General features: G+C 39.5%; 14 protein-coding genes. 6 read left to right on the top strand and 8 right to left on the bottom strand.

The window, feature by feature from the left end; genetic code table 11:
* Positions 1-145 precede the first annotated feature (145 nt).
* A complete protein-coding gene (locus tag P20311_RS12270; RefSeq protein WP_008113249.1) occupies positions 146-2086 on the top strand; it encodes a methyl-accepting chemotaxis protein in 1941 nt (646 codons plus the stop codon).
* Positions 2087-2150: 64 nt separating this feature from the next.
* Positions 2151-2624, top strand: a complete 474-nt coding sequence (locus P20311_RS12265) for a peroxiredoxin (RefSeq protein WP_008113247.1) — start codon at positions 2151-2153, stop codon at positions 2622-2624.
* Between the two features lie 72 nt (positions 2625-2696).
* Here the strand turns inward: P20311_RS12265 and P20311_RS12260 are convergent, their stop codons facing one another.
* Positions 2697-4829 carry a S8 family peptidase gene (locus tag P20311_RS12260; RefSeq protein ID WP_008113245.1) on the bottom strand — a complete coding sequence of 711 codons (2133 nt, stop codon included), beginning with the start codon at positions 4827-4829 and terminating at the stop codon, positions 2697-2699.
* A 307-nt stretch (positions 4830-5136) separates the two neighbouring features.
* Between P20311_RS12260 and P20311_RS12255 the strand changes: the two genes are divergently transcribed.
* Complete coding sequence (locus P20311_RS12255) at positions 5137-6321, top strand: NAD(P)/FAD-dependent oxidoreductase (protein WP_008113243.1); 1185 nt, start codon at positions 5137-5139, stop codon at positions 6319-6321.
* Between the two features lie 62 nt (positions 6322-6383).
* On the opposite strand, the gene P20311_RS12250 is transcribed toward P20311_RS12255, so the two are convergent.
* The 5 genes from P20311_RS12250 to coaBC form a co-directional block, all read right to left on the bottom strand.
* Positions 6384-7307: a Fic family protein gene (locus P20311_RS12250; protein WP_008113241.1), complete on the bottom strand. Its 924-nt coding sequence runs from the start codon at positions 7305-7307 to the stop codon at positions 6384-6386.
* A gap of 175 nt (positions 7308-7482) precedes the next feature.
* Positions 7483-8559: a GGDEF domain-containing protein gene (locus P20311_RS12245; protein WP_008113240.1), complete on the bottom strand. Its 1077-nt coding sequence runs from the start codon at positions 8557-8559 to the stop codon at positions 7483-7485.
* A 248-nt stretch (positions 8560-8807) separates the two neighbouring features.
* Positions 8808-11555 carry a prolyl oligopeptidase family serine peptidase gene (locus P20311_RS12240; RefSeq protein ID WP_008113238.1) on the bottom strand — a complete coding sequence of 916 codons (2748 nt, stop codon included), beginning with the start codon at positions 11553-11555 and terminating at the stop codon, positions 8808-8810.
* A 503-nt stretch (positions 11556-12058) separates the two neighbouring features.
* Positions 12059-12646, bottom strand: coding sequence for a nucleoid occlusion factor SlmA (gene slmA / locus P20311_RS12235; protein ID WP_008113236.1), 588 nt, complete (start codon positions 12644-12646; stop codon positions 12059-12061).
* A gap of 224 nt (positions 12647-12870) precedes the next feature.
* Positions 12871-14064 (bottom strand): bifunctional phosphopantothenoylcysteine decarboxylase/phosphopantothenate--cysteine ligase CoaBC, encoded by a 1194-nt coding sequence (gene coaBC / locus P20311_RS12230; protein WP_008113233.1) that lies wholly within the window; start codon positions 14062-14064, stop codon positions 12871-12873.
* A gap of 141 nt (positions 14065-14205) precedes the next feature.
* Between coaBC and radC the strand changes: the two genes are divergently transcribed.
* The 3 genes from radC (at position 14206) to rpmG (ending at position 15556) form a co-directional block, all read left to right on the top strand.
* Entirely contained in the window at positions 14206-14880 is a 675-nt protein-coding gene (gene radC, locus P20311_RS12225) for a DNA repair protein RadC (RefSeq protein ID WP_008113232.1), read from the top strand.
* A gap of 272 nt (positions 14881-15152) precedes the next feature.
* A complete protein-coding gene (rpmB, locus tag P20311_RS12220) occupies positions 15153-15389 on the top strand; it encodes a 50S ribosomal protein L28 (protein WP_008113231.1) in 237 nt (78 codons plus the stop codon).
* Between the two features lie 11 nt (positions 15390-15400).
* Positions 15401-15556 (top strand): 50S ribosomal protein L33, encoded by a 156-nt coding sequence (gene rpmG, locus P20311_RS12215; protein ID WP_004587947.1) that lies wholly within the window; start codon positions 15401-15403, stop codon positions 15554-15556.
* A 516-nt stretch (positions 15557-16072) separates the two neighbouring features.
* Here the strand turns inward: rpmG and P20311_RS12210 are convergent.
* Together P20311_RS12210 and P20311_RS12205 are read right to left on the bottom strand one after the other, a co-directional pair.
* The gene (locus tag P20311_RS12210; protein WP_008113227.1) at positions 16073-18088 is read right to left on the bottom strand and encodes a methyl-accepting chemotaxis protein; all 2016 of its coding nucleotides are present in this window, start codon (positions 18086-18088) and stop codon (positions 16073-16075) included.
* Between the two features lie 304 nt (positions 18089-18392).
* On the bottom strand, positions 18393-19211 hold the full coding sequence (locus tag P20311_RS12205) for a symmetrical bis(5'-nucleosyl)-tetraphosphatase (protein WP_008113225.1): 819 nt from the start codon (positions 19209-19211) through the stop codon (positions 18393-18395).
* Between the last annotated feature and the right edge of the window lie 10 nt (positions 19212-19221).

Genomic DNA, 19221 nt, shown 5'->3' with positions numbered 1-19221 from the left:
TTTTTATTTGTTTGGATACACTGTCATTTCACATCCTGTTTAACTATCTCTGCCTCCTCTAAATATTTATTCTTATTACTCTTATTACATAAAAATGTCATAAAAATTCAATACTCTATGCGCATGTCAGTTTTGAGATATGTTTATGCGTGTATCATTTTTTACCCGTTTATTAGCCATTTTACTAACGTTAGCAAGTATCCTTCTAGCTGCGACTTTATTGTGGGCAAGCCATACATTACTAAAACTCCAACAACAAGATAGCGCATATAGCCAATTAAAAAATAGCATAATGGTTGAGCTGGCCGATCATTTGGAGAGTTACTTAGTACAAGGTAATAGCCAATATTTAATAAAATCATCAACTTTGATTGAGCAGCTTAAAGCGCAACAGTTAACAGCACTGCCTCCTGAGTTAGAAGCTCGTCTATCAGCACAATTAATTTCATTAAATACAGATATTAATGGTAAATACAGAGCACTTGGAAAACTCTCTGGTAATGAAACGGCGCTGTTAGATAACGCACTGAGACAAATGGCGGGCTCAGCCTCTTCACTTATTAATTATGCGCAAAAAGCATCAACGCAAACCAGCAACGCCCTTAGCTATAATAAATTAGCGAGTGATTATTACAGTGAAGTGGTTAATTTATCTTTATCGACCTATCAATTAATAAATGATTACCAATCGGAGGTAGAGAAAAGTCTGCAACAAAGTATTAAAAACCTAAATTTACTGGCTGTCAAAATTGAACAGTTACCTAACTTAGGGGTAATGACTGAGGTTGATGAATTTACTTTATTTGTAGATGAGGAACCGGAAGATTTGGCAGCTGAAATAAAAGCAGAGTTGGTGAGTTGGCCTAAACGCTATCTGCGCGATTTAAGTAGTACTTTATCGCAAGCAAAACAGCGTCGTTTAGGAACAAATGAATTACGAAAACAAATTAGCTTACTATCAAAAACAGTGATTGAAGCAGAGCAAACATTAAAAGCGCAGCAAGATACCGTGAAACAACAAGTTTTTTGGGTATTTGGAATAGCGATAGGTGGATTAGTAATATTAGCTTTTGGTGTTTATTGGGGGCAACGTAAACAGGTTTTACAGCCTTTGCGACAGCTGCGAGATGGATTTGCATTCCTAATCGAAAGCAATGAGTTAAAAAATATTACAGTAAATAACCCTCAAACAGAGGTGGGTGAAATAGCGCAGTATTTTAACCAGTTAATTGAGCGCCAGCGCCTAGAAGCTCAAGAGAAGGCAAATATGCTCAATGTAGTCAGCCAGTTCATGCAGCAAATGAGTGAGCATTTACACACGATTGGCCAAAAAAGTAATGCGAGTTATCAGCAGGTAAATCACAATGAAGAGCTGCTTCTTAATATTCAGCAACTTGGCGAGCAGGTAAATCATATTAATGCTGTTGCAGCTGAAAATGCTCAAAGTACCTATGAAGCAATGCAGCAAAGTGTTGGTTTTGCTAAAAATATGCTTAATGCCAGTTCAGATACACAGCAGCGTATTGAGCAGGGAATGCATAGTGTTCAGGAGTTATTGAGCGGGGTGCAAGGAGTAAGTAATATTATTACCGTTATACGTACCATCGCTGAGCAAACAAACTTACTCGCGCTCAATGCTGCGATTGAATCAGCAAGAGCAGGTGAGCAAGGTCGGGGTTTTGCCGTGGTTGCTGATGAGGTAAGGCAATTAGCTATGCAAACTCAAGGTTCGTTAAAAGAGATTAATGATCAATTGGCGTTATTAAGTGAAAACTCTCAAGAAGTCTATAAACAAATCAATGCATTAACTGAGGATGCACAGTTACAAACAGCAAATGCTCAAGAGCTTAAAGCAAACTCTGAAGGAGTAGCAGATAATGCGCAGCAGGCTAATAAAGTTGCGGTAGATGCAATGGAATTGGCTAAACAACAAAGTGAGTTGCTTCATGGTTTTACTCTATCAATGCATGATATGAAAAGCCAAGTAAGTGAGTCGAGTGAATTAGTTGCTGATATAGGCTCGCAGTTAGAGTTGCAAATGATATCTATTAAAGAAGGTTTAGGTTTAGGTAACAACAGCGATTAATCGAAGACGAATTAAACATTAATCGGTATGCTAAAAGACTACGTAATTACCCTAAGGAATTAATATGATAGAGCAAGGTCAGACAATACCTGCAGTAAATTTATCTCAGCTTAGTGATGAAGGTATGCAAACACTCACTAACAATGAATTATTTGCAGATAAAAAAGTTGTGCTATTTGCGGTGCCTGGTGCTTTTACACCCACTTGTTCGAATGCTCATTTGCCTGGTTATATCGCGCTAGCCGATAAAATTAAGGCTAAAGGTATTAACGCTATCTATTGTGTATCAGTTAATGATGCATTTGTGATGAAAGCATGGGGTGAGTCACAAAACGCAGAGCATATAGACATGCTTGCAGACGGTGATGCTAGTTTTACTTGTGCCTTAGGGCTTGAAAAAGATACCGCAGGCTTTGGTGGTTTGCGCTCGAAACGTTACGCTATGGTTGTTGACAATGGTGTTGTTAACCAATTATTTGTAGAACAAGACAAAGAATTTGTAATAAGCAGTGCTGAAGCTGTTTTAGCTAAGCTATAACTAAGTTGTTTTAATTATTGAATAAAAAGCCGATACATATGTATCGGCTTTTTTATCTAAGGAGAGAATGGATTATGGCTGGTATTGACCGCTTAGCGTTAAACCAGAGAAGGTTTGATACGCATTAACACTTAAGTGCCATGTGCCTGCTTGAGGATTACTAAACGTACAAGTTTCAGCGTTACCATTTTTATATGGGCGACAATCATAGCTAGAACTAGTTGGTTGGCTGCCAAACTTTACAAATAAATCTGCATCACCGGTGCCGCCTGATGTTGTTACAGTAAAGTTAGCCATGCCAGCTGGAACATCTAGTGTGTAATGTTTCCATTGACCTGCTGTTGCAGAAACATCACTTACTGTACCGCCACCAGCTTGAGGTGTACCTGAACCACCACCGGTTGAACCACCAGTAATGTTACCGACTAAACTAACACCAGTGTATGCTGAGTAACCACGTAACATTACATGGTAAGTACCTGCTGTTGGGTTATCGATAGAGCACTCTTCACTGTTACCACCTTTATAAGGACGACAGTCATATGTAGTGGTGCTTGGTTTGCTGCCAGCACGTACATATAAGTCAGCGTCTCCTGTACCACCACTCATGGTGAAAGTAACATTAGTGGCACCACTTGGGACAGTCATAGTGTAAAAATCTTGTGCACTTGCCGCACCGCTTAATCCTGTTTTCGCTTGTCCATCAACGAGCTCATTATCACCGGTTGTTGGCGGTGGCGTGCCACCAGATGCAGCGGCAACAGCGGCTGCAGCATCCACAATACCTGTGCCACAGCTAGTACATGTTGCAGAGAAAGAGCGAGTCGTTGTTTTCAAGATGTTTTCAATTTCATCAGGGGTCGCATTTGGTTTAGCTTGCTTGATCAATGCTGCAACACCCGCAACATGAGGTGCAGCCATTGAAGTACCCTGCGAAAAGCCATAGCTGTCGCTTGATGGTGTTGTTGAGCCTGAGTTGTAAGTAGATAAAACACCCTCAGAATCATTTGCAAAGCTTTGTGCGCCACCCGGTGCTGCCACATCTATATTACTACCGTAGTTTGAGTAATATGCGCGGCCACCGTTACGACCAACTGATGCAACATTAACAACACCATTACAGTTACCTGGGTTGTAGTTTGCAGAATTATCGTTATCGTTACCTGCAGCAATAACAACAACAGTACCATTGTTACGTGCTGTATTAATCGCATTTTGAGTCGTTGAGCTACATGCACCTGCACCACCTAAACTCATGTTTATAACATCAGCAGGGTTAGCATTTGCCGATGTACCCGATACATTACCGCCAGAGGCCCAAATAATGCCATCAGCAATATCAGAGGTTAAACCGCCACACTTACCTAATACACGTACAGGCACTACTTTTGCGTCGTAAGCAACACCTGCAACACCCTCACCGTTATTAGTTACCGCAGCGACAGTACCTGCCACGTGAGTACCGTGCCAGCTAGAACCTTGTGCACCATTATTACCACACTCACCGGCTGCAACTGCATCCCCCGGATCGCGAGCATCGTTATCACGGCCATTGCCATCATTAGCCACTGATAGATTAGAGATCATATCGTAACCAGGTAGAATATTAGCGTTTAAATCAGCGTGCGGACGGTAACCAGTATCAAGAACAGCTACAACCACGCCGCTACCTGTGGCAGTATCCCAAGCTGTTGGTAGATTTAGACCACCGGCTTGCTCATAGTAATGCCATTGGTCGCCATAACGAGGATCGTTTGGTGTTGCAAATGGCTTTAACATTTGATCGACTTCAATGTATTCAACATTGCCTGAATTAACCATTTCTTGCATAAACTGTTGTGCTTCTTCAGCATTGAGCTTTTTGTCAGCGCGCATTACGTGATGGTTGTTTAATGCCATTGCGCGGATATATTTAGCTTTAACTTTACCTTTTTTTGAGGTGAAGTTTTTTACAAAGCTTTGCGCTTTTTTGTTCATCATTGCAGGCGATGCGTCAGCTGTTGATGTGCTCATCATATCGCTATTATTTTTATATTTGATAATGAACTGAGTTTCAAACCCACCTTGATTTTGCATTTTAGCTGAGGTTTCAGCCATTGAAGGTGCGATTGCTTGTGCTGGATTTGCCATACTTGAGCTGGCAGCAAATAGTGTACTTATTGTTAGCGCAACAGCGCATTTTTTAAATGAATTATTAGAAGTCATAATTACCCTTAGTGTTATTATTATTTGTGGATATCCACAAAGCGGGTACAAAGGTAAATGATCTGTTAACCATTTTGAAATATTAAATACGCATGTATCTATTTCATTTAGTTATAACCGCGTATTCAGTGAGCTTTCAATTGTTTTGTATTTAATTTTTTATTTGTTGCGATCCTAATGTATTAGATTTTTTCGGTGTTTTTTATCATTAATTGGCCTTTGTTGATAAATTAAAAACAATGTAACAACTATCTGGTTATTATCGAAACTTTGTTATAATCCACCAAAGTTTTTAAGAGATAACTAAATGACTCACGTTGATGTAATTGTGATCGGTGCAGGTGCAGCAGGTTTAATGTGTGCAGCGCAAGCAGGGTATCGCGGCCGAAGCGTTACAGTGCTTGATATGGGTAAAAAGCCAGGACGTAAAATTTTAATTAGTGGCGGCGGGCGTTGTAACTTTACTAACGAAAATGCGAGCCCTAATAACTATTTATGCGCAAATCCTCATTTTGTAAAATCGTGCTTAAGTCGTTATACGCAGCATGACTTTGTAGAGCTTGTAGACCGACATGGTTTGGCGTATCACCATAAAACATTGGGGCAATTATTCTGTGACAATAGCGCACAGGACATTGTTGATATTTTACTTACCGAGTGTGAGTGGGCGGGTGTTACTATTAAACTACGTAACGAAGTGTTAAATGTTGCTAAAACAGCAATGGGTTACAGTGTCACAACTGAGCAAGAAACACTTACTTGTGAGTCGTTAGTCGTTGCATCTGGTGGTTTAACTATGCCTAAGCTTGGTGCTACGCCAATAGGTTATAAAATTGCAGACCAATTTGGTTTAAAGGTTTTGCCGACGATGGCTGCTTTAGTTCCCTTTACCTTACATCAACACGATAAAGACCGTTTTGAAGGGCTTTCGGGTATTAGTATTTCTTGTGAAGTTACAAGCGAAGATGGCACTGTATTTAAAGAGAATATTTTATTTACTCATCGCGGCTTATCCGGGCCTGCCATATTACAAATAAGCTCATTTTGGCGAGCAGGTCAGGCGGTAACGATCAATTTACTACCTGAACTCGATTTAAAGCAACAGTTAGCTGACTGGCGAGAAACGCAAGCGCAAAAATCGTTAAAAAATAGCCTTGCCACTATCCTACCTAAGCGTTTTGTTGAAATACTCCATGACAGTAAAGCTATTCCTGATTGCAATATTAACCAGCTAACGCATGGCCAAATAGATGCACTCGCTGACTATATTCATGCGTGGCAAATTAAGCCAAATGGTACCGAAGGTTACAGAACCGCAGAAGTGACTTTAGGTGGTGTAGATACCGACGAGCTAAGCTCAAAAACATTTGAGGCTAAAAAAGCCAAAGGTTTATATTTTATTGGCGAAGTAACCGATGTAACGGGTTGGCTTGGAGGTTATAATTTTCAATACGCATGGAGCTGTGGATTCGCCGCTGGGCAATACGCATAAAAAAATAGCTCACCACAGCTTATTAAACCTGCCACTTTAGCTCTGAAGTGGCATTTTTATTTCTAATTTTTAAGTCTATATTGCTGCATTTTGCTATTCGGTTTTTCGGGAATGGTCATTTCGATTATGCCTGCCTCAATCGCAGGCTTTAAGTAGCGCTCTCTAAAATGTTTTCGATCTTTTAATCCTAGCTGATTTTGTAGCTCTTGTCGGTTTAACGGCCTTTCGCTTTGGTTAAATACATTGATTAAAGCGATGACTTGGGGGGCTTGCAGATTTATATCTAAAGTCTCTTCAACTTGAGGGGCTTGTTGTGGGGTTTGGTTTTTTGTTATTGATTTTAAATCACTTTTTAAAACGTTTAATGCTGAAAGTAATGTCTCTAACATGTACTCGATAAACACGGATGAGTCACCGATTTTGGTACTTAGGTTAATGCTTTCAACGTATTGTTGGCGTGTTGTCGCGATTAGGTTATGAATGTTTAGCAATGAAAATAGCGTATGCCACTGCGATAATTGCTTAGTTTGCCACACACACGCTAATTCAGTATTACCCTGTGCAAAAGGTTGAATAAACTGTAATTCATAATGACATACAGCGCTACTGATTAAGGGGTGATGCGCGGTTGTATTAAACCATGCAAATAACTCCTCTACCATTTGTGGCACTCGTATTGCCTGTGGTGCCATTTGTGCACCACTTTTTAACGCTAGACTTTGCTGCCTATAACTGCCTGACTTTTCACTTTGATCTTTCATTAAGCTGCGATGTAAGCATAACAAGTTGTCTGGGTTTGATAAGTCAGATGCTGTGAATTGAAACTCAGGGTTTTTCATTTGTACAGAGGTGAGTTTTTGTTGCTTATAGTGCTCAAGGGTTGCTGGTGAATATAAGGCACTGATTTTACCTAAAGCTTCACTAATATTTGCAATGCTGTGAGTCATACTGGCTGAAATCGAAAATGGGGGAGTGGTATTGCTCATTTCGTTATAGAGGATAGAGGTTATGTAAATCAGGGCGTTAGAATACGCGAACTAAGCATAAAAGTCAGTTTTGATGGTTTTTTAGTATGCCCTTTTGTTTTTTTAGTGGTTCTTTATGGTTGGTTTTGTGAGTGTTTATTAATTAATTGGGTATCTCACTCAACTATAAAGGGCTCTATGAAGTTGCTATTGTTAGTTCAATGTCTCTAAAATACACTGAATTACGACCATTGTTTTTAGCTTTGTATAGCGCGCTATCTGCACGTTCTAATACGCTAAGAACCGAATCGTTAGGATGGATTAATGCTAGCCCTATACTTATAGTTAGTGGAATGTTGGCAATGGGAACAGCGTAAATACATTCTTTTAGTTGATTTGCCTGCGCTATGGCCTCGGTTAAGGAGGTGTTGGGTAAAATAATTGAAAACTCTTCACCGCCCCAGCGCGCTATTACTGAATGACCTGGCATTTTGCTTTTAACTATATTTGCAAATTCACTTAAAACACGGTCACCTACTATATGACCATGAGTGTCGTTAATTTTTTTAAAGTGATCGATATCACAAATAAGTAAACAGTTAGTGGTTTTTGTTTTTTTAGAGTTGGTTATTAGTTGTGATAGCTCGTAATCAAATTTTTGCCTATTAAAAAGCCCTGTCAGTTTATCTGTTTCAGCAAGGTGTTGGATTTCTATATTGCGCATTGTTAAATGGTCATAAGCAGAAAAGCGAGTTTTTTCATAAAACCTGAAGATTAAGATATGGGCAATACAGACCTCTATGATATTAAATAAAGAGCCCAGACCTATAGTCACAGTTAGCTGCTGTTGTTTATAAGTTAAATAAGCGCAAATACAAAAGGCAATGCCGCTAAAGATGCTCCCCCAATTTCTGCCGACGAGAAAAAATGCAAAAGGAGGGATAAGTGTTGCCCAAAATAAAGAGTGGGCAAGGCCACCTACAGAGACAACAAATGTCATTATTAAACTAGCTATCATAATAGTGACTGCCCATGCTGCAGCATGCACATTCGCCGTTTTACTAAACCAAAGATAAATTGCTAGTGTTATAAGCAAGCCAAATGCGTCAATGGCTGCAATATCGTAGCTATCAAAGTAGAACAAATTGAGTAGAGTTAAAATTAAAAAGTAGCAGGTTGCTGTTAATAATGAATGAGCGATTAAGCGTGTGCGCCAAAAATCTTTATGATCTTTTGGATACTGTGGTAGCCCTTTGTACCAAAAATCTAGCATTCTCCACTTCTCTTTAGTTTTTATATTTTTATTGATTATTACCTATAACCCAGCTTTATTATAGTGCTGAGTAAAATCACTCTACAAATAAATATTTATAAAAAATAGCGTATTTTTGTGTTCAAACGAAAGCTCAATGTTTGCTATGAAGATTTTGGTCTAAGTTTTGGTTGGTAAATTATTTGATGTTAAAAGCTAAAAACCCCATAGCCTATCAGTGTATGGGGTTTTTAGCTTCGAGAGAGGGGTTATTCTTCTACAAACGCTTCACCTTCGTTCATCCACTTAGCGGCTGGCTTGCCTTTTAAGTAATGATCAAAGTACTGCATCATGCGTACGGAGAAATCTACCTGATTAGGGAATTGCTTTAAGTGATGCGGTTCACCTTCATATTGTAAAAATGTGGCATCTTTACCCGCACGGCGCAGCGCTAAATAATATTGTACGCCTTCATGCCATGGCACAGCATCATCTTTGTCGCCAAACATAATCAGAATAGGGGTATTTACTTTATCGGCAAAAAAGACTGGCGAGTTTTCAATATAAAGCTCTGGAGCTTCAAATAAGCTTTTACCAATACGGCTTTGCCCTGTTTCATACTGAAATTGGCGAGCAAGACCTGATTTCAAACGTATGCCACTGTAAGCACTGGTCATGTTTGATACTGGCGCGCCAGATACAACCGCTTTAAACATATCTGTTTGGGTTATCATAAACGCACTTTGATAGCCTGCCCAAGAGTGGCCTTGTAAGCCTATTTTATCTGGGTCGGCTATGCCTAAATCTATTAATTTTTGGGTGGCGTTGATCATGGTTTGCGTTGATGATTTACCCGGGTGACCTATTTCAAAACGAATGTCAGGTAAAAAGACCGCATAACCGTTTGAGGTAAACATAGGGAAATTAGGGCGATGGTTTAATTCCATTTTAGGAAAATCAAACATGCGTTGACTCATGTAACGATAAAAATACACAACCACAGGTACTTTATCGCCTTTTTTATATCCCGCTGGTTTTATTAATACACCTTGTAAATCTTCACCGTCAAAGCCTTTATAGCTTATTAGTTCTGGCTTTTCGCTCCAGGCAAAATTACTAATTTGTGGGTTTAGCGTGGTCACTTGTTTTGGTGAACTAAATCTAAAATCTGTTTGGTAGTAATCAGGAAATTGGCTATAAGTTTGCGAGGTAAATAAGTACTTGTCAGCCTTTTTGGCTTTTTTAACCATATCAAAGCGTTTATCACCGCTAAGCACCTTAGTTAGTGTGTTAGTGGTTAAGTCGAGCTTTGCAACTTCGCTTTGTTTAGTTTGTAAGTTAATAGCAGAGACAAGTAATGTATCGCCTTTTTTAAAGCCCACTTGGGTTTTATCAAGCTTAATAACACGGTACTGCGTATTGCTTTGCTTACCATTAGTTAGGCGTTTAGCTTGCTGCGTTTTTACATCAAATGACCAAATATCGTATTTGCTGTAAACCAGTATTTCGCTGCTATCGTTAAGCCAGCCTGCAAAACCATAACCAGGCTGCTTGGATGGATAGTCGTGTTTGTCATCTGCAAACGTGGCGTTAATCGCCTTGCTGAGTACGCTCACTTTGTTATTACCTAAGTTTTTAAGCTGTACTTGGTTATTATCAAAGTAAGCAGCAAACTGCCCATTAGGCGCAAGGCTCGGCCTAAATGGATAGTCGTTAATAATAGGTGTTTGTTTACCCGTTTTTATATCAACCGCAAAGTAGTCAGCAAAAAAACCGCCGTACATTACTTTTTCAAGATGCGCTAAATTTGAGTAGCCTAACAATGACGTGGCACGCTCAGTATTAAGCGCCAGCTCTGGCATATTTGGTGTGCTTAACTGTATAACTTGTTGCGAGTTTACATGGTATACCGCCGTGTAATGACGATTTTTATTATTTTCATTCCATTGCTGTTCTTCGCGCGGTTTTATTTGCGCATCGTTGTTGTGCCATACATTTAGCCCTTTATGGTCGCGAATTACCTCAAAGTCATACAGTGATGACTCATCGGTATATTCTTTTTGCTTAACTTTTGCAGCGAGTTTTGGGCGGTTTTCAAAGTATAAACGTGTACCATCTTCGGCCCAAGTTAATGTCGCGGTTTTGCCCATTAACCATTCTGGGTTAGGTGATTGCACAGTGGTTAGCGTGTCGTTTTGCCACAGCGTTAATTCGTACTGACGACGACGCTTATCATCGTTTACATAGTTGCCTAAGGTAAACGCAACGGTTTTTTCGATTGGGTGCCACGCTATTTTGCTAGCAACCACACCAGGCTCATCAATTAATACGGTGCTGGTAAAATTATCGAGTGAAAATAAGGTAATTTGATTATTGCCGCCATCCACATAGCTTTGACTCACCAATAGCTGATCGCTGGTGGCACTAATGCCATAGGTAAAGGCACTTTCAAGAGTATGAGTGCGCTTATCACTTAAGTTGATGATAACCAGCGGATAGCTTTTATCTTTTTTGTCGGCAGTGATAGCGCTATCGTTGTCGAGCTTTTTATCGTCTTCTTCAGCGTTTTCATTTTTGCGATAGGCCAGCCACTGGCCGTTATTAGCTAGCACGTAATCTTTTACATTATTAAAGCTTTGCTGCTCACCGGTTTGGGTGTTGACTAATACTAAGTTATTTTTTAAGTCACTTTTTTTCTTAGTGGTTTCTTTTTCAAGCAGAGTAGGCACTTGCGTAAATGCGACCCAGTTTGCCATTTTGCTAATGGTAGGGCGGGTTCCTCGTTCCACCTCAGCAATAAGCTTATTGCTATTGAGTGAGTAGACTTGCCCTGTGGCATTACCGCGATAAGGGGTTGCACTTAAAGAAAGGATTTGACCATTTTCAGAGAGCTGTGTGCCTTTTGCAGATTTAAAATCAAATACATCTTTAAATTCTAGGGGCTTATTTGCTAAAGCACTGGCGCTCGTTAAGCTGGTAATAAGTGCACAGCCTATAAGAGTGAGTTGTGTTTTCATTATAGATTCTCGTTTTTTAACATTATTTTATTGTAACGAGTTTTAATAACAATTCGAGTAGATACGACAAGTGGTAGCAGGGCAGAGATGAGAGGTTAAAAATGAATGGTAAAAGGTAAAAGGTAAAAGGTAAAAGGTAAAAGGTAAAAGGTAAAAGGTAAAAGGTAAAAGGTAAAAGGTAAAAGGTAAAAGGTTAGATTTTCGGTCCACGGGATGCGAGGTGTTTGGCATCGGTAAAAAGTTAGGGAAGTAAAAGTTTAATTGTGGTTTTCAATTTTTTACTTTTTGCTCTGTGTTCAAATTAATTTTTAAATATAATTTATAAAAAGAACACAGAGTTTATGTGGAATTGATGATAGGAGAATAATTTAACCTTGCTGGCAAGGTTACCTAAAACCTAAAACCTAAAACCTAAAACCTAAAACCTAAAACCTAAAACCTAAAACCTAAAACCTAAAACCTAAAACCTAAAACCTAAAACCTAAAACCTAAAACCTAAAACCTTATAACCAAATTTTTTGTAATTCTGGCCATTGTTTTTCAAATTGCTCGCTAGGTCGTGCACTAAAATTACTGCGCACAAATTGGTTCATTTTACCCTCAACGTAGGCAAGCAAAAAGTTAGCTAGCGTCAGTTCATCACTTTGAAAGTTTTTACCTTCACGTAATTTACGCTCTCTCAGAATCTGTTTGAATTGAGTTTCTAGCTTTTCAAACAAGCCTTGTACACGCTCACGAAGTCGCTCTTGTTCACCCTGTAGAGCGTCGCCTGTTAATATACGGGTTATGCCTGGGTTTTTTTCGGCAAACGTTAGCAGCAGTAATAGGGTGTTGTATACACGTGCTTTGCTTTCTTTCTCGTTATCTAAAATAAGATTAATACGTGATAGCAGCGTGTCTTCAATAAATTCAATTAACCCTTCAAACATGCGCGCTTTACTAGGAAAGTGGCGATAAAGAGCGGCTTCAGATACGCCAACTTCTGCGGCAAGTTTGGCTGTTGTAATACGCTGGCCTGGGCTGGTTTCTAACATTTGTGCGAGTGCTTGCAGTATTTGCTCTTTGCGATTACTTTTTTTTGTCGCAGGCATGAACATTCCTTTTTAATAGTTATTTTTTTTCAACATAAATGTGCGATAACACAGCTTTGTGCCAAGTGTTACAGCGCGCAATACTCAATGGGGTGTTTTTGCACGTATTACAGCGATACATTAGTAATGCGCAAGCGTTAAGCTATTTTAGCGCAGTAAAATTACACTAAAAGGTCACAAGGCGTCATCATGTTAATGTTTTATTCAGTTTGTTTCCAGCCTTTTTATAATCGTTTGGCGAGCTGCTCGATCACTTTAACCGCTATTTCTATTTTACTGGTTTCAGGTAAGTCGAGTTGTTCATTTTGCCAATACAGGGTGAGTGCGTTGCGCTCAGAATTAAAGCCTACATCACTGTGCGATACATCGTTGGCACAAATCATATCGAGGTTTTTATTGGTTAGTTTCCCCTTTGCGTAATTAGCAACGTTCTGCGTTTCTGCGGCGAAGCCGACGGTGTAAGGGCGGTTTTGTGTGAGGTTTGCAACCGCGGCTATTACATCTGGGTTTTTAACTAAGCTAAGAGTGAGTTCATCGCCTTGTTTTTTCATTTTTTGCGTGGCGATACTTGCTGCACGATAATCGGCCACAGCGGCACAACCAATAAAGGCATCTGAGTGAGGCGCATATTTGAGTGACTCATGCAGTAACTGTTCAGCACTTTCTATATTAATTAAATTAACGCCTTGCGGTGCTGAAATAGTTACCGGGCCTGAAATTAAGTTTACGTGTGCGCCAAATGATAACGCAGCTTGCGCCAGTGCATAGCCCATTTTTCCAGAGCTGTGGTTTGATATAAAACGAACAGGATCGAGAGGTTCACGAGTTGGACCTGCAGTAATTGTAATTGTTTTACCTGCCAATAGCGCAGGTTTAGCAGGCTCAGTGCATAAGCTCACTAATTCATGTGGTTCAAGCATTCGCCCGGCACCGACATCACCACAAGCTTGCTCGCCCTTGCCTGGCCCCCATATAGCAACGTTGCGTGCTTTTAAAGTGGCTAAATTAGCTTGCGTTGCAGGGTGAGCATACATTTGCTGATTCATAGCTGGTGCGATGGCAACTTTTGCGGGGGTTGCAAGTAATAAAGTCGTGAGCAAGTCGTCAGCAATCCCTGCGGCCATTTTTGCAATAATATTGCTGGTGGCAGGAGCAACTAAAATTAAATCAGCCCATTTTGCAAATTCAATGTGCCCCATAGCGGCTTCGGCTGAAGGGTCTAGTAATGAGTCAGACACCATTTCACCACTTACTGCTTGCATGGTTAGCGGGGTGATAAAATGTTTTGCTGATTCGGTCATTACTACTTTAACGTCACAACCATGGTCTTTTAAGCGTCTTACGAGTTCAGCACATTTATAGGCTGCAATTCCACCGCTAATACCCAGCACTATTTTTTTATTTGTTAAATTAATCATGGTTGTTCATCAATTTTATAAAATATGGTGGCTAAAATAACAAATCTTGAGCGTGACAGCTAAGATAAAATGCGTTTTATCGCGCTAATTTTTGATTTTGCATTACAGTTATACAATACAGTAATCTTTCAAGGATGAATCATGCAATTAACGTCACTGCCTAATTCGCTCCGCCCGCGAGAAAAACTGCTAGAAAAGGGCGCAAAGGCACTCTCTGATGCTGAACTATTAGCTATATTTTTGCGCACGGGCCTACCCGGCATGAATGCCATAGAGTTGGCGCAGCATCTGATCAACGAAAATAAAACCCTGCATAATTTGTTTAATGCCAGTATAGATGAATTTTGTGCGCAAAAAGGCTTGGGAATGGCTAAATATGTTCAGCTACAAGCAGTACTTGAACTAAGCCAGCGTTACATGCAAGAGAGCTTTGTGCGCGACGCCGTTTTTAACTCCCCACAAGCCGTTTATGACTATTTAACGCTGCAAATGCGTGGATTGCAGCAAGAGGTATTTATGGTGTTGTATCTTGATAGTCAAAATCGTTTATTAAAAGATGAAATATTATTTTACGGCACAATTAATGCGGCCAGTGTATATCCGCGTGAAGTGGTAAAGGCGGCACTGAAAAATAATGCGGCGGCGGTTATTTTTTCACATAATCACCCCAGTGGTATTGCAGAACCGAGTCAGGCCGATAAGCTCATTACCAATAAGTTGTGCCAAGCACTGCAATTAGTCGACATAAATGTGTTGGATCATATTATTATTGGTGGTGAAAGCAGTGTTTCGTTTGCCGAACGGGGACTGATTTGAGTTTATCGCTTCAGATATGTGCTAAAAATGAGCGGTTTAGTGCGTTTTGGCAAATTAGTTTAATTTAAATGCAGTTTTTACTTTCCCTAAGGGCATTCGATCTTTATAATTAGCCGCTATCAAATTTACACATGAGCTGGTTGGATAAGATCAGTATTTGATCTTTGCCTGTAAAAGCTGTATAAAGAGCGCCCTTCGATTTATCTCTAGGGCACAAATACATGGCCTTAGGGAAAATTAAGCTCGAGCGAAGTTATTGGAGATATATAGACATGTCTAAAGTATGTCAAGTTACAGGTAAGCGTCCAACGGTTGGTAACCACCGTTCACACGCGAGAAACGCGACTAAACGTCGTTTCCTACCTAACCTACAAACACACCGTTTTTGGGTTGAAAGTGAAAAACGTTTTGTAACATTACGCACTACTACTAAAGGTATGCGTATTATCGATAAAAAAGGCATTGACACGGTTCTTACTGAAATCCGTGCTCGTGGCGAAAAAGTTTAAGGAACTGAATTATGCGCGATAAGATCCGTTTAGTTTCAACTGCTGGTACTGGTTTTTTCTACACTACCGACAAGAACAAGCGTAACATGCCTGAAAAAATGGAAATCAAAAAATTCGATCCTAAGGCTCGTAAACATGTGATTTTCAAAGAAGCTAAAATCAAGTAATTTAGTTTTCTTTCAGAAATGTAAAAACCCAGCTTATGCTGGGTTTTTTGTTTTTAAAATCCACTCTATTATCCACCGACAATATACTCACCGTAATTGTGTTCATTTAATTAAACCGCTAACTGGCTTTTGTTAAGCACCATAGCTTATTTCTTTAATAACGGTATCAGTTGTTTGTAATACCAATCCGCAATAATACTTAATCATTTTACGGGGCTAAACGTGTCGCAACCTGCGTTAAAAAATTCTCGTTTAGAACAACTAAATAGCAAATTTTTTGCCTAGCTATCAACACGTTTTTCCAGCCTCAAAATAGACCACTTAATTAAGCGAATTGGTATAACCAAAGAAAACATAAAGAGTGTTAAATGACTTTACGGGCTAAGTTGTTTGGTGTTGTTGATTTAGAGTGCGGATGAGCTGTTTAAGTATGCCTGAAGAGGAATAAGGGGGCTTTACGCTGACTTACTAGGGTATGAGCTGTAAGTAGCTCTAAGGCTACTTACAGCGCGATATTTATACTTTAAAGTTCTCTACTGATATTCTTAGTTCTTCGGCTAATTTAGCCACTTCTGAACTTGAAATATTCGTTTGTACAGCGCCTTCTGCTGTTTGCTCGGCAATAGCAACAATAGACTCTAAGTGCTCACTGATCTCTTGTGATACTTGTTGTTGCTCTTGTGCTGCTGTTGATATCTCTTCACTGACATTATGCGCTTGTGATACTGCAAGGGTAATTGAATCCAGTGCACTGTTGGCTAAGTCACTTTGCTCAACACATGAAACCGCGCGTTCTTTACCTTTTTCCATAGCTTTAACCGCTTCTTCAGCGCCCGACTGTAGTGATTCAATCATAGATTGAATTTCTTGGGTCGACTCTTGTGTTTTACTTGCAAGTGATCTTACTTCATCAGCTACCACAGCAAAGCCTCTGCCGTACTCTCCGGCACGAGCGGCTTCAATCGCTGCATTAAGTGCGAGTAAGTTAGTTTGCTCGGCAATACCGCGAATAACATCTAAAATACTACCAATTGATGCGCTATCTTTGTGTAGTTTATTGATAACACTTGATGCTTCGTCTACCTCGTAGGCGAGTTGCTCAATGGTTGCTTTATTTTGATTTGAAATACCTTTAACGCGCTCCGCTTCTTTATCGGCATTTTTAATTTCGCTCAGTGCTTGTTGTGCACTATTACTCACTGTTTGTGATGTGCTGCTCATTTCAGTGGTTGCGGTTGCTGCTTGCTCTACTTGCGCTTGCTGATTACTGATTGCTTTGCTTGATTCACCGGTAATTGTTGAGGTTTGCTCAGAAGCGGCTGCAAGTTGTGTTGAACGTGAAATAATACCGGTGATTAAGCTACGTAAACTATCAATTAAGGTATTACAACTTTTCGATAATTCACCAAATTCATCTTTTGCGCTGTCATCTAAGCGTTGAGTCATATCACCACTGGCAACAATATCTAGAATACGATTTACTTCCGCTAATGGCTTAGTAATACGGTTAACCGTAATGATGGCTACAAGCACAGCGATAATAGTCGCAATGATCATACCTATCCATGTCCATAAATTAGCTGAGTTTACGTCACTACGTACGCCTTCTTGTAATGTAAATGCAACGCCACTGGCTTGTAATACTAATTCGTCAATTTGACTAAGCGCTGTTTTAGTCGCTTTTTCAGACTCTGCTAATTCACGCTCGGTTGTGCTTATTGCGTCAATAAGGCGTTTTTTATTCGCTGAAAGGCTATCGTTACCTAAAATATTGCTCTCTAGGGTATCTATATAACCCTTTAAGTCATTATACAAGCTGCTGTGGCTTTGCTCTATCGCCGGCTTTATTAATGAAACGGTACGAACGACTTCTTCAAAGTAATACACTTGCTCGTTTTTGATAATATCGAGCGTGTTAAGCGTTTTAACGGTTAGCATGTCGGTGCTGCTGGTAACCACGGACATAAAGTTATTTTCTAGATTATTAGCTGCTTGATAAGCGCGTGGATGATTATCCTCTAAACCATCAATATCAATAATATCAAGTACTATAGAGTTGGCATCTTCTGCCGCGAGCTCAACGGTTTCTAGTTGCGCTTTGAGCTTTTTGTTAAGCACTAGCTGGGCGTTTTTATCTTTAAGCAGGCTGTTTATGATATTTGAAAAGCTCAGGTAGGTTTTTTCAACTTCAAGGCTGCTTTTGTTTAACTGTGGATCGTCTTTAACAACTTGTTGTAGTTCGCGGTGCAATTTATTAAATATTTGTTTTTGCTCTTCTATTTGCGCTTTTAACGTGGCGAGTTTTTGAGCCGATGTTATATGGAAACTAGCTTGAGCGGCTTTACTCATCAAAATAAATTCAGCTTGTAACTGAGCGCTCTTGTTTAATGCAGGAAGCGATAGCTGATTAACTTTTTGAGTTGAACGATCTATATTTGCTATTTTTATTAAAGAGTTACCGCCAATAATTAAAAGTAATAAAGTGATAAATATAAAACCACCCCAAATACGTTGACTCACTGTTAGATTCATATGGTTTTCCATTCAAAAATACGTCTATTAAAACTTATCGGCGCTTTCAACAATAAGTTAAGTAATTAAAAATAATTAATTTTTACTGTTAATAGTTAGTTGCTAAATTTACCGCAAAACTTAATTACAAACTAAGTCTTTTATTAAAGATAAAAAATAATGTAGGCAATAACACTCGTTTACTGTCTATGTTTAACTCAATTATAAGAGTATTGCTATTTTTTACACATTATTGTGAATGTTTTGTAATTATGCAATTTAACATCCACTCTTAAACTTAACAGATGTATTAACTTTTTTCAGTTTATTTAGAAAAAAGTTGTGATTTTTCTGAAAATTTTTGCTTACTTTGCAGTTCTATTAGTGTCATTGAGCCACCCCATACGCAACCCGTGTCTAGAGCATAAAGGTGGTTGTAGGGCGTTTTGCCTTCAAGTGCTGCCCAGTGTCCAAAAATTAGGTCATGTTGAGCGTTCATAATGGCAGGATGAGAAAACCAAGGAATTAGTGATGATGAATTTGTTGTTGCTTCTTTTGCATTAAAATCGAGCAAATTATCAGGCGTAATAAAGCGCATGCGAGTGAAATAATTAACGATGTAACGAAATTTAGCAGCATCATCAAGTTGCTCACTCCATTTTAGCGGGTGAGGCTGATACATGTTTTTTAAGAAGAACTTAGCGTTATCAGCACCATAGCATTGCTGCGCAAATTGAGCGTGCTTAATGGCTTGCTCGCACGACCAATCAGGGTTAAGGCCTGCATGAGAAATAAAACAATTATATTGTTCTAAATAAAGCGCTAAAGGCTGAGTTTGTAAAAACGCGATGTAGTGGGGCAGTTTACTACTGTTAAACAGTGCAGTGAGTTTGTCTTTGGGGTTAGGTGTAACGTTATTTAAATAACAGGCAATCATGTGTAAGTCATGATTGCCTAATGTGACGCTAACGCTGTCTTGATGTTGATAAATATAATCAAGGCACGCTTTAGAGTCTGGGCCGCGAGCGACAATATCACCCACTAAATATAGGTGATCTTTGCTAGGGTTAAAGTCGACTTGCTTTAACAATAAACTAAATTCGTCAAAGCAGCCTTGTAAATCACCTATTGCGTAGTCGGCCATTGTTACCTGT

The sequence above is a fragment of the Pseudoalteromonas sp. BSi20311 genome (assembly GCF_000239875.1).
Classification (GTDB): domain Bacteria; phylum Pseudomonadota; class Gammaproteobacteria; order Enterobacterales; family Alteromonadaceae; genus Pseudoalteromonas.
Note: the sequence above shows the minus strand (reverse complement) of the source record. Positions and strands in the feature narration are given on the sequence as shown.

Excerpts from the sequence above, each read along its gene's own strand:
- slmA (WP_008113236.1), bottom strand. The coding sequence starts at position 12,646 with ATGCCTGCGACAAAAAAAAGTAATCGCAAAGAGCAAATACTGCAAGCA.
- P20311_RS12255 (WP_008113243.1), top strand. The coding sequence starts at position 5,137 with ATGACTCACGTTGATGTAATTGTGATCGGTGCAGGTGCAGCAGGTTTA.
- P20311_RS12210 (WP_008113227.1), bottom strand. The coding sequence starts at position 18,088 with ATGAATCTAACAGTGAGTCAACGTATTTGGGGTGGTTTTATATTTATC.
- rpmB (WP_008113231.1), top strand. The coding sequence starts at position 15,153 with ATGTCTAAAGTATGTCAAGTTACAGGTAAGCGTCCAACGGTTGGTAAC.
- P20311_RS12205 (WP_008113225.1), bottom strand. The coding sequence starts at position 19,211 with ATGGCCGACTACGCAATAGGTGATTTACAAGGCTGCTTTGACGAATTT.
- P20311_RS12240 (WP_008113238.1), bottom strand. The coding sequence starts at position 11,555 with ATGAAAACACAACTCACTCTTATAGGCTGTGCACTTATTACCAGCTTA.
- P20311_RS12265 (WP_008113247.1), top strand. The coding sequence starts at position 2,151 with ATGATAGAGCAAGGTCAGACAATACCTGCAGTAAATTTATCTCAGCTT.
- P20311_RS12250 (WP_008113241.1), bottom strand. The coding sequence starts at position 7,307 with ATGAGCAATACCACTCCCCCATTTTCGATTTCAGCCAGTATGACTCAC.
- radC (WP_008113232.1), top strand. The coding sequence starts at position 14,206 with ATGCAATTAACGTCACTGCCTAATTCGCTCCGCCCGCGAGAAAAACTG.
- P20311_RS12260 (WP_008113245.1), bottom strand. The coding sequence starts at position 4,829 with ATGACTTCTAATAATTCATTTAAAAAATGCGCTGTTGCGCTAACAATA.
- rpmG (WP_004587947.1), top strand. The coding sequence starts at position 15,401 with ATGCGCGATAAGATCCGTTTAGTTTCAACTGCTGGTACTGGTTTTTTC.
- coaBC (WP_008113233.1), bottom strand. The coding sequence starts at position 14,064 with ATGATTAATTTAACAAATAAAAAAATAGTGCTGGGTATTAGCGGTGGA.
- P20311_RS12245 (WP_008113240.1), bottom strand. The coding sequence starts at position 8,559 with ATGCTAGATTTTTGGTACAAAGGGCTACCACAGTATCCAAAAGATCAT.
- P20311_RS12270 (WP_008113249.1), top strand. The coding sequence starts at position 146 with ATGCGTGTATCATTTTTTACCCGTTTATTAGCCATTTTACTAACGTTA.